Source organism: Janthinobacterium sp. NKUCC06_STL, assembly GCF_019345455.1.
GTDB classification, from domain to species: Bacteria; Pseudomonadota; Gammaproteobacteria; order Burkholderiales; family Burkholderiaceae_D; genus Janthinobacterium; species Janthinobacterium rivuli.
The window spans coordinates 683,096-694,152 of record NZ_JAHKQY010000001.1 but is presented as its reverse complement, the minus strand read 5'-3'; the positions used below and the strand labels follow the sequence as shown (position 1 = coordinate 694,152).

Genomic DNA, 11,057 nt, shown 5'->3' with positions numbered 1-11,057 from the left:
CCTGCGTTGTAAGCCAAATACTCCATATCAATCGCAATACGCGGGAAATTGATCTGGAGAACGTCAATGCAACAATTTATACCTGATCCGAAAAGATGGGCTGCTCTGGCCTTGCTGTGCGCCGCGCAGTTCATCGTGATCCTCGATACGTCCATCATCGGTGTGGCACTGCCCGCCATGCAGCGGGACCTCGGCTTCAGCGCCAGCGGGCTGAGCTGGATCTTCAATGCCTATGTCATCGCCTTTGGCGGCCTGCTGCTGCTGGGAGGGCGGCTGGGCGACCTGCTTGGCGCCCGCCGCATTTTTACGGGCGGATTTGCCATACTGACCGCCGCTTCGCTGCTGGCCGGGCTGGCACACAGCCAGGAAATGCTGCTTGCCGGCCGTGCACTGCAGGGAGTGGGCGCCGCATTGATCGCACCGTCCGCCCTGACGATCATCATGCGCCTTTTCGGGCATGACGGCGCGGAACTGGGCAAGGCATTCGGCTTCTGGGGTGCGGCAGCTGCCGCAGGCGGCTCAGCCGGCGTGTTTCTGGGCGGCGTGATTACCGAATGGATGGCGTGGCAGTGGACTTTCCTGATTAACGTGCCGCTCGGCCTGCTCGTGCTGGCCCTGATTCCAGCCGTGCTCCGCAAGTCTGCGCGCAGCAGCGGGGCCATCGACTGGTTTGGCGCGATCAGCGTCACTGGCGCGCTGGTCAGCCTGGTGTATGCCATCGTCACCATCGAATCTGTCGGGTCTGGCTCCGTGCCGGTTTTGCCGATGTCGGCCGGACTGTTCGTCGTCTTCCTGATCAGCCAGTTCGTGCGACGCGAACCGCTGCTTCCTCTGGGCATCTTCAAGACGCGGAACTTGGCAGCAGGCAATGTTGTGATGGCGCTGCTTGGCGCTGCCTGGATCCCGCTCTGGTTCTTCCTGAACCTGTATCTGCAGCAAATTCTTGGTCTGTCGGCGCTCGCCAGCGGCTTGGCGCTCCTGCCCATGACCATGACGATCATGGTCGTGATGGTGGGATTTTCCGGCAAGCTGATAGGACGGTTTGGCGTCAAGTCCAACCTTGTGCTTGGCTTGTTCCTGATGGCTGGCGCACTGCTCATGTTTGCGAAGCTTCCGCTGAACGGCTCCTATGTGACGCACGTTCTCCCGGCCTCCATGCTGGCCGCCCTGGGGATGGCCCTGGCGTATATTCCGACGACGATGACAGGCATGGCCGGCGCCAGGCCTGAGGAAACAGGCCTCGCATCAGGCCTGATCAATACGAGCTACCAGATCGGCTCTGCCATCGGTCTCGCCATCATGGTTGTGCTCTCGACCTCCGGCATCGGTCACGGCACCGGGCACACTGCCGAAGGCATGCTGGCGGGTTTCCAGGCGGCATTCTTGGGAGCTGGTGTCGCCGCTGGCCTGGCCGCGTTCGCGGCACTGGTCTTCGTTGGATCTGCTGGTCCGCAACGCGAGGTAGCCGCGGGCTAGCGCGGCTTCAGCGAACGCACATGCACGGCATGCATCATCGGCCGTGCATTTCATCGCCCGTTTCCGCCATCCTGTGCCTGGATTTCCGTCTCCTGTCGCTGTAGTCAACCTGGCAATACGGGTTTGGCCTATGATTTACTGGCACGTGCACGTGTGACGTTTCCCTTCATTCATCAACCATGAGGTGTCCATGATTCGCTATGTCCTGCCTGTCCTGTTGTTCGCCGGCGCACTGCCGGCGCACGCCCAAGCCCCCGTCAAGGAAGCGCCGCTGATCGAGCGGGCCAAGCTGTTCGGCAATCCCAGCAAGTCCGGTGGCAAGCTCAGTCCCGACGGGCGGTGGCTGTCGTGGATCGCGCCGCGCGATGGCGTGCTCAATGTGTGGGTGGCGCCGGCCAATGATCTGGCGCAGGCGCGCCCGCTGACGGAAGAAAAGGTGCGGCCCATCCGCAGCAGCTTCTGGTCGCCCGATTCGACAACCCTGCTGTTCATCCAGGACAAGGGCGGCGATGAAAACTTCCTGCTGTACGGCGTGAACGTGGCGAGCGGCAAGCAGATCAATTACACGCCGTTCGAGAAGACGCGCGTGCGGATCGTGCAAATCAGCAGCAAGGTAAAGGACCGCATCCTCGTCGGCATCAACAACCGCGATGCGCGCTGGCACGACGTGCACAGCCTGGACCTGGCCAGCGGCAAGCTGACCCTGGTGCAGCAGAACGATGGCTATGGGGGCTATGTCGCCGATGAGCTGCTCAACTTGCGCATCGCCAGCAAGGCGCGGGCCGATGGCGGCATGCAGTATTTCCGCCTGAGCGATGGCAAGGTCGAGAGCACGCCGCTGGCTGAAGTCGATCTGGAAGATGCGCAGACGACGTCGCCGCTGGGCTTTACGGTCGACGGCAAGACCCTGTACTGGACCGATTCGCGCGGCCGCAATACTTCGGCGCTGCTGGCGCAGGACGTGGCCAGCGGCAAGACCACGGTGGTGGCGCAAGACCCGCGCACGGATATCGCCGATGCGCTGTACGACATGCGCACGGGCAAGGTGCAAGCCTATACCGTCAATTACCTGCAGCAGGAATATCTGCCGCTGACGGACGAGCTGAAAGCCGACCTGGCTTTCCTGAAGAAAAATACGAAGGGCCAGTTCACGGTGACGTCGCGCACGGATGCCGACGACAAGTGGCTGGTGGCAGTCGACGCCGTCACGGCGCCGCCATCGAGCTGGCTGTACGAGCGCAAAACCAAAAAGCTCACGCGTCTGTATGTGACACGTCCGGAACTGGAAGGCGCGCCGCTGGTGCCCATGCATGCGCAGCAGATCAAGGCGCGCGACGGCCTGACCCTGGTGTCGTATCTGACCTTGCCGCAGGCGTCGAAGGCGACGGCCGGCGGCAAGGCCACGCAGGCCGTGCCGATGGTGCTGCTGGTGCACGGCGGCCCGTGGGCGCGCGACACCTATGGCTACAATGGTTATCACCAGTGGCTGGCCAACCGCGGCTACGCCGTGCTGTCGGTGAACTTCCGCGGTTCGACGGGCTTCGGCAAGCAGTTCATCTCGGCCGGCGACCTGCAATGGGGCCGCAAGATGCATGACGACTTGCTCGACGCCGTGCAATGGGCGGTGCAGAGCGGCGTGACCACGGCCGACAAGGTGGCCATCATGGGCGGCTCGTATGGCGGTTACGCCACCCTGGCCGGCATGGCGTTTACGCCGACGACGTTTGCCTGCGGCGTCGACATCGTCGGCCCGTCGAACCTGTTTACCTTGCTGCAAACCATCCCGCCGTACTGGGAAGCGGGCAAGCAGCAGTTCTACAAGCGCATGGGCGACCCGACGACGGAAGAGGGCAAGGCGCTGCTGAAGGAACGTTCGCCGCTGAACTTTGCGCAGAACATCCAGCGCCCGCTGCTGATCGGTCAGGGCGCGAACGACCCGAGAGTCAACGTGGCCGAATCGGACCAGATCGTGGCGGCCATGGCGGCGAAGAATATTCCCGTCACGTATGTGCTGTTCCCGGACGAGGGCCATGGCTTTGCCCGGCCCGTGAACAACATCGCCTTCAATGCAGTGACGGAAAACTTCCTGGGACAATGCTTGGCTGGCCGTGCCGAGCCGATCGGCGCCACCCTGAAGGCATCCACCGCGCAGGTCAAGCACGGCGCCGAGTTTGCGCCGGGGTTGCAGCAAGCAATGCAGTAAGCGGCCACCAGGTGGCGCGGCCTGCCGGGCACCCAGTCTGGCAGGCCATGCTGCCCGCCGACAGGAAGTTATGGGCGGGTGGCTTGCAAAATGACAGTCTCCGGCGTTGCGTGCGTACAACTGACTTTGGGGTGCGCAAGGCCGGTTCGCTGCGGCCGTCGCCGATGAGCGGCTGGCATGACATACGTCGAGTGGGGCAATCCCACCTTCCCAAGGCCTTCTTTTTCTCATTTGTTGTTAATAAATACATCATTTCAACAATAATTCTTTTTCGTTAAAAAACTTCCCTATTTGATAATATTTTTGGAGTTGCTTTCTTTGTAAGTCGTAGTAGCATGGATTGACGCAAAGCAAGGTTCAATCATGCTGGGAAGCCATCTTCAGTCCTGTTGACGGTCGCTGTCATCGGCGTCAGGTTTGCCATGACCGATATCCGTACAAGGCCCAGCGCCAGGATAAATGTATCGAGGGAATACAAATGTTTCTAAATTTCATGAAATTTGGATGGTTAAACACGCCTGTCCGGGCTGTTGATTGTCTCGTTGCCGGAAACCTTGGCGCATCGGCTGCCCAGACCCTGGCGCGATCGTGGCTGACATGTCTGGCGGGAACTTTGCTATTTGTCTTGCTGTCCCTTTTTTCCAGCCAGGCTTCCGCCGCCAGTACCTGCCCCAGCCCGCGCGCCGTCAGCATCGTAGCGGGGGGGGAGTATTACGAGGATTACACCAATGCGCCTTGCTCCCAGTTCGGCCTGACGGGAACCCTGGTGGCGCCGCTGTATGGCACGCTGGAAGATTCAAATGCCACGAATGCCGTACGCTACAAAAATACAGTTCTCAGCGCGACCTCGGACACGTTTACCGTCAGGGACGATGTGGGGCAGCCCATCGTGTACAACGTCACGATCACCTCCGCCATCGTGCTGTCGCCGGCCACGGTGCCGAATGCCACGGTGGCCCAGGCTTACCCGACGACGACCTTGACGGCGACGGGTGGCGCGGCGCCATACACCTACACGGTCAGCGCTGGCGCCTTGCCGGCTGGCATGAGCTTGAGTGGTGGCGGTGTGCTGTCGGGTACGCCGACAGCGGGCGGCACCTTCAACTTCACCGTGCGCGCCACCGACTCGCTGGCCATCAATGGCACGCGTCCTTATACGCTGACGGTCTCCGCGCCCACCATCGCCATCCTGCCGACGACCCTGCCGGCAATGACATCCGGTCTCGCCTATAGCCAGACGATAGCCGCCAGCGGCGGAACCGGCACCTACACCTATGCCAGAACGGCCGGCAGCCTGCCGGCGGGCTTGACCCTGGCGGCGAACGGCACCCTGTCCGGCACGCCGACGGCGGCCGGAGCCTACAGTTTTACCGTCACCGCGACGGACAGCAGTACCGGCGCCGGCCCCTATTCGGGCGCGCGCGCCTATTCCGGCACGGTGGCGGCCGGTGCTCCGGTTGCCGGCGCCGTCAGCGCCACGGTGGCTTACGGCAGCAGCGCCAACCCCATTACCCTGAACCTGAGCGGCGGTGCGGCAACGTCGGTGGCCATCAGCTCCGGCGCATCGCACGGCACGGCGACGGCCAGCGGCACCAGCATCACCTACACGCCGACGGCAGGCTACGGTGGGCCGGACAGCTTTAGCTACACGGCCAGCAACGGCGTCGGTACCTCGGCGCCGGCCACCGTGACGATTACGGTGGCCGGCCCCACCATCGTCCTTGCGCCAAGCACCGTGCCTGCGGCAAGCGTAGGGACGGCGTATAGCCAAAGCGTGACCGCCGCGAACGGCACGGGGCCATACACTTACGCCATCAGCGCCGGTGCCTTGCCGGCCGGGCTCAGCCTGAATACCGCCACCGGCGCGCTGACGGGCACGCCGACGGCGGGCGGCGTCTTCAACTTTACCGTGCGGGCCACGGACAGTTCGGCGGGCAGCGGCCCGTATTCCGGTGCGCGCGCCTACTCGCTGACGGTGTCGGCACCAACCGTCACCATCGCACCGACGACCTTGCCGGCCATGACGGCAGGTCTCGCCTACAGCCAGAGCATTACGGCCGCCGGCGGCACGGCGCCACATAGCTACGCCATCACAGCCGGCAGCGTGCCGGCGGGCTTGACCCTGGCGGCGGACGGCACCTTGTCCGGCACGCCTGCGGCCACCGGGGCCTACAGTTTTACCGTCACCGCGACCGACAGCAGCGGCGGCGCCGGACCCTATTCGGGAGCGCGCGCGTATTCCGGCACGGTAGCTGTTGGTGCGCCCGTTGCCGGCGCCGTCAGCGCCACGGTGGCGTATGGCAGCAGCGCCAACCCGATCACCCTGAACCTGAGCGGCGGCGCGGCAACGTCCGTGGCCGTAGCCTCCGGCGCCTCGCACGGTACGGCAACGGCCAGCGGCACCAGCATCACCTATACGCCGACGGCCGGTTACGGCGGCAGCGACAGCTTTACCTATACTGCCACGAATGGCAGCGGCACGTCGGCGCTGGCCACGGTGACCATTACCGTGGGCGCGCCCACTGTCAGCCTGACGCCGGTCAGTTTGCCCAATGCAGCGGCGGAAACGCCGTATAGCGCGACCCTCACGGCGACGGGCGGCATGGCGCCATACACCTACAGCGTCAGCGCCGGCAGTCTGCCTGCCGGCTTGAGCCTGAACAGCGCCACGGGCGTGCTGTCGGGTACGGCGACCGTGGCGGGCAGCTTTACGTTCAGCCTGCGCGCCAGCGACAGCAGCACGGGCACGGGCGCGCCGTTCAGCGCGACCAACAGCTATACCCTGGCCATCGCAGCGCCAACCTTGACCCTGACGCCGGCCAGCCTGGCGGCGATCCGCGCCGGCGACGCGTATAGCCAGACATTCACGGCCGGCGGCGGCGTTGCGCCCTACGTCTACTCCTTGAGCGGCGGCGCCTTGCCGACCGGCCTGGTGCTCAATGCGGCGACGGGTATCGTCAGCGGCACGCCGACCGTGGCGGGCAGCTTTGCCTTTACCTTGCAAGCGAAGGATGCGCACCAGTTCACGGTGCAGCAGGCGCTGACCCTGCAGGTGAACCAGGCGCCGCCGCCGGTGCCGAATGAAACGGCGACCACTTCGTCCAACCAGGAAGTGAGCCTGACCATCGCGTCCACGGATGGCAGCCCGATCACGGCAGTGACCATCGTCACGCCGCCGCAGCATGGCACCGTCACGGTGGTGTCGAGCGGCGCGGCGGGCGGCGGCAGCGGCCGCTCTTTCAAGGTGACGTATGTGCCGAATGCGAACTACTTCGGCCCTGACGCCTTCAGCTACACGGCGACGGGTCCGGGCGGCACGTCCGCGCCGGCCACGGTCAGCCTGACGGTGGCGCCGCAGCCGGTGCCGGTGCCGGTCGCCAAGACGGCGACGGTATTGGCCGGCACGCCGGTGACCTTGAGCGTGACGCAAGGCGCGACGGGCGGGCCGTTCACGGCGGTGGCCATCACCACGCAGCCGGCCAGCGGCACGGCGACAGTCAATGGCCTGGACATCGTCTACACGCCAGGCATCAACACCAGCGGCGAGATCCGCATCGGCTACACCGTGTCGAACGCCTTCGGCACCTCGGCGCCGGTGACGTCGACGATAGCCGTCAATCCGATGCCGCAGGTACTCAGCCAGAGCGCCACGGTGGTGGCCGGCCTGACGGTCACCGTCGACCTGACGGCGGGCGCCACGGGCGGCCCGTTCACGGCGGCGAATGTCCTGAGCGTGGCGCCGGCGGAAGCGGGCAAGGCGGTGGTGCGCGATGTCGGCACGGCCGGCAAGCCGTCGTACCAGCTGAGCTTTGCGGCCTCGGGCAAGTTCGCCGGCGCGGCCGTCGTCAGCTATACCCTGAGCAATGCGTATGCCACCTCGAAACCGGGCGTGGTGAACGTGACCGTGACGGCGCGCCGCGATCCGTCCGTCGATCCGGAAGTGATCGGCCTGCAGGCGGCGCAAGCCGATGCGGCGCGGCGCTTCGCCAGCGCGCAGCTGTCGAACTTCACGCAGCGCCTGGAAAGCCTGCATGGCGATGGCTGGGGACGTTCGAACTTTGGCCTGAGCCTGACACCGCCGAACGACAGCGGCAATCCGACGGCGGCGCTGGCGCGCTGGCAGGCGGACGAAGCGGACCGCGTGTTCGGCACGGCCGTGAAACCGTTCATGCGCAAGGCGGCCTTGCGCCAGGTTGACACGGGTTTCAGCAGCGAGCGGCAGCAGGTGGACGTCAGCGGCGCCACCAGCGGATTGCCGGACATGCCGCAAAAACCGGACACGCAGAAGCAGGCGTTATCGCTGTGGCTTGGTGGCGCGGTGGACTTCGGCCAGCACTATGTAAACGGCCGCGAGACGGGCTTCCGCTTCCGCACGAATGGTGTCAGCGTGGGTGGCGATTACCGCCTCAGCGACCTGGCCACCCTGGGCGTGGGCGCCGGTTTCAGCCATGACCGCAGCGACGTGGGCCAGAACGGCAGCCGCAGCACGGCCGACAGCGCCGTGGCGGCCGTGTATGGCAGCCTGCGTCCAAGCAAGGGCGTCTTCCTCGACGGCGTGCTCGGTTACGGCACCCTGCAGTACGACGCCTCGCGTTACCTGAGCGACGGCAGCGGTTTCGCCACCGGTGAACGTGACGGCAAGCAAGTGTTTGGGGCATTAGTGGGCGGTATCGAGATGCGCCAGGAAACCTGGATGTGGTCGCGGTATGGCCGCGTGGAACTGATGTCGGCCAAACTCGATCCGTACACGGAGAAGGCGGCGGGCATTAACGCGTTGAGCTACTTCAAGCAGACCGTGCGTTCGCGCATCGGCGCGCTCGGTGTGCGGGCCGAGGGCATCTATGTGGGTGGCCTGGGCACGTGGTTCCCGCGCGCGCGGCTTGAGTACCGGCACCAGTTCCAGGGCGCCGATGATGCGCGCCTGGCGTATGCCGACCTGGCGGCGGACGGCCCCGTGTACGTGATCCGCACGGTACCGCAGCAGACGGGCAACTGGACGGCCGGGCTCGGTGTCAAGCTGCTGCTGTCGAACGGCATGACGATCACCCTGGACTACAACAGTAATCTGAACATCGATAGCGGACGTACCCAGTCGATGATGTTCGGTATCGCCATGCCGCTCAAGTAGGTCTGCGCATCAAGGAAGTGACGCCACGGGGCGGGAGCGGCTTGCTCCCGCCCCGTGGCGCATGTGGGGCTGATTTTTCATGTCATTGTCGTGCCAGGGCGGCAATGATTCCATTAGAATCAGACATCGTCTTGATCACACTGCTTACGGAATGGAATGCCTGGAATGATGAATGTCCTGACCCTCGAACATTTTGCCGCGCGCATCAATGAGACGTTTATTGCGGCCAGTGACGGCAATGCCGCCTTTGTCCTGAAGGAAGTGCAGCCGCTGCCGTCAGCGACCCTGGAGGGCTTGATGCGCAAGCCGTTCAGTTTGCTGTTTCACCATAGCTCACCCATCCTGTTCAACCAGAAAATTTTCCAGATGCAGCATGAGGCGTTTGGCGAGGTGGGGATCTTTCTGGTACCGGTGGCGCGTGACAGCCACGGTTTTCTGTACCAGGCCGTATTCAACTGAGGCCGGTATGGGGAGAAGGGCAGGGCGGCGCCGCGATGGCGTCGCCTGCCTGGATTAATCCAACTTAGTCAAACGATGGGAACTCGCCTTGCAGCGCGATGCAGAAATTGACCGCCAGCATCGGCTGGCGGTTTTCATGCGCCTGGCCGCCACCGGCACTACCGATCGCGGCCGGCGACAGCGATACATTGGGTGGCGTTGCCGGCACGAACGCGGACGTGCCGCCAAGCGCAATCAAGCCATCGCCCGGAAGCGGCGTGTTGTGCTGCAGGGCGGCGGTGGGCTGGCGGTACACATTGAGTTGATGGCTGTGGTTCGGCATCTCCGTGGCGTTCAACGTGACACTGTTGGTGCCGAAGGTCTCGCCCATCACGCGCGGCGTCAGGCCTGGTCCTTGTCCCTGGCTGCAGGGCGCGCGTCCCGTGAAGTTGGGCAACTGGAAGGTGGTGGTGCCATTGCCGCCATACTGCGTGCCGATCAAGGAAAACAGCGCGCTGTATTGCTGGATTTGCAGGGTGGCGCCATTGCAGCTGGCCCACCCGTAGGGTGTGAAATTGAAGCCGAAGACTTGTATCTCGCCAAGGTATGGTGATGTCACGGTAGGTTCTCCTGATCGATTTTATGGGCTGCGCTTGCGTGCCGGCTGTTATTGCTGGGATGGGAAAATGCCTGCCCAGGCGATGCAAAATGAGGCCGTCAGGGTTGGCATGGTGTTCTCGTGCGGCAGGGTGCCGCCTGTCGCACCCGTGGCGGTGCTTGCCAGTGCATAGGCGGTCAGGCCGGTCAGGTCGCTCGTGTACATCTTGTCGTTGTTCGACGGGGCTGTCAGCAGCAGATTGGCCGCTGGTACGTTCGCCGTTGCCAGGGTGCTGTTCACGCTGAACGGGTGCGTATGCTGCGGTAACTGGGTCGGCAGCAAGGTCACCGATTCGCTGCCGCTGCGTTGTCCGAGGGGGCGGTTGCTCAGGCCTGGACCGGTTCCCATGTGCAGGGGAACCTGGCCGCGCAGGTCGGGTACGGCAAAGGTGGTGACGCCGTCGCCGCCGTAGGTGGTGCCCAGCAGGACGTACAGTACTTCGTATTCGGAGATCGGTTTCAGGCTGCCGTCGCAGGCGAACCAGCCGCTGGGAATGCGCGGAAAGGAAAACAGGCGAATTTCGCCGACATAGGGTGTGGTCATGACTATGCTCCGTAAGAAGTGGCTGATTCGTTAGTTGCGCGACGGGAAGATACCGCTCAAGGCGATATTGAAGTTAATGACCGAGAACGGCTGCATGTTGGGATGCGCCTGGTTGCCGCCGGACAACGCCAGGGTCTGGCCGGCCAGGGTGACTTGCGGTCCGGCCGAACCGTAGATGGATTCCGCGCCACTGCCGCCAAACAGGGTATTCGTGGGATTTTTCGAGGTGCCGGGCGTCGTCACCGCATTGGCCGCATGCGTGTGCGGCGGCATCTGGGTCGGTAGCAAGGTGACAGTCTCCTGCCCCGCCCGCGTACCGATCTGATAAGGCGCGGGTTGCCAGGAACCATCCACCGAACTGCCAGCTCCCACAGGAGTACAGCCTTGCAAGTTAGGCAAGGCAAAGGTGGTACTGCCATTCCCCCCGTAATACGTCCCCAGCAACGCAAACAGCGCCTGATTTTGCGCAACAGGCAGCAATTGCCCGTTACATGCTGCAAATCCACGCGGCGCAAAATTGAAGCCACCCATCATGATTTGTCCTAGATACACATCAGCCATCATCGTTCTCCCACGGTTGGAATGCCATCAAGTGTTAGGAAAATAATATT

7 protein-coding genes and 1 pseudogene are annotated in these 11,057 nt (G+C 63.8%); 4 read left to right on the top strand and 4 right to left on the bottom strand.

The genetic code is table 11. The features are described 5' to 3' along the window. The first annotated feature begins 66 nt into the window (after positions 1–66). From KO539_RS03165 to KO539_RS03150, 4 genes are all read left to right on the top strand, one after another. Positions 67–1,476 carry an MFS transporter gene (locus KO539_RS03165; protein WP_219307288.1) on the top strand — a complete coding sequence of 470 codons (1,410 nt, stop codon included), beginning with the start codon at positions 67–69 and terminating at the stop codon, positions 1,474–1,476. 190 nt (positions 1,477–1,666) lie between these two features. Further along, positions 1,667–3,679 (top strand): S9 family peptidase, encoded by a 2,013-nt coding sequence (locus KO539_RS03160; RefSeq protein ID WP_219307286.1) that lies wholly within the window; start codon positions 1,667–1,669, stop codon positions 3,677–3,679. A 625-nt stretch (positions 3,680–4,304) separates the two neighbouring features. Then, positions 4,305–8,807, top strand: coding sequence for a putative Ig domain-containing protein (locus KO539_RS03155; RefSeq protein WP_219307283.1), 4,503 nt, complete (start codon positions 4,305–4,307; stop codon positions 8,805–8,807). A gap of 165 nt (positions 8,808–8,972) precedes the next feature. Continuing rightward, entirely contained in the window at positions 8,973–9,266 is a 294-nt protein-coding gene (locus KO539_RS03150) for a hypothetical protein (protein WP_255206422.1), read from the top strand. A gap of 64 nt (positions 9,267–9,330) precedes the next feature. Here KO539_RS03150 and KO539_RS03145 read toward each other — a convergent pair whose 3' ends face one another. The 4 genes and pseudogenes from KO539_RS03145 to KO539_RS30085 form a co-directional block, all read right to left on the bottom strand. Next, the gene (locus tag KO539_RS03145; RefSeq protein WP_176391027.1) at positions 9,331–9,864 is read right to left on the bottom strand and encodes a tail fiber protein; all 534 of its coding nucleotides are present in this window, start codon (positions 9,862–9,864) and stop codon (positions 9,331–9,333) included. A gap of 48 nt (positions 9,865–9,912) precedes the next feature. Beyond that, complete coding sequence (locus KO539_RS03140; RefSeq protein ID WP_219307281.1) at positions 9,913–10,446, bottom strand: phage tail protein; 534 nt, start codon at positions 10,444–10,446, stop codon at positions 9,913–9,915. A 30-nt stretch (positions 10,447–10,476) separates the two neighbouring features. Next, positions 10,477–10,734, bottom strand: a complete 258-nt coding sequence (locus KO539_RS30090; protein WP_257626208.1) for a phage tail protein — start codon at positions 10,732–10,734, stop codon at positions 10,477–10,479. 99 nt (positions 10,735–10,833) lie between these two features. Then, positions 10,834–10,977, bottom strand: a pseudogene (locus KO539_RS30085) (phage tail protein); the annotation flags it as partial. Between the last annotated feature and the right edge of the window lie 80 nt (positions 10,978–11,057).

Excerpts from the sequence above, each read along its gene's own strand:
- KO539_RS03165 (WP_219307288.1), top strand. The coding sequence starts at position 67 with ATGCAACAATTTATACCTGATCCGAAAAGATGGGCTGCTCTGGCCTTG.
- KO539_RS03160 (WP_219307286.1), top strand. The coding sequence starts at position 1,667 with ATGATTCGCTATGTCCTGCCTGTCCTGTTGTTCGCCGGCGCACTGCCG.
- KO539_RS03150 (WP_255206422.1), top strand. The coding sequence starts at position 8,973 with ATGATGAATGTCCTGACCCTCGAACATTTTGCCGCGCGCATCAATGAG.
- KO539_RS03140 (WP_219307281.1), bottom strand. The coding sequence starts at position 10,446 with ATGACCACACCCTATGTCGGCGAAATTCGCCTGTTTTCCTTTCCGCGC.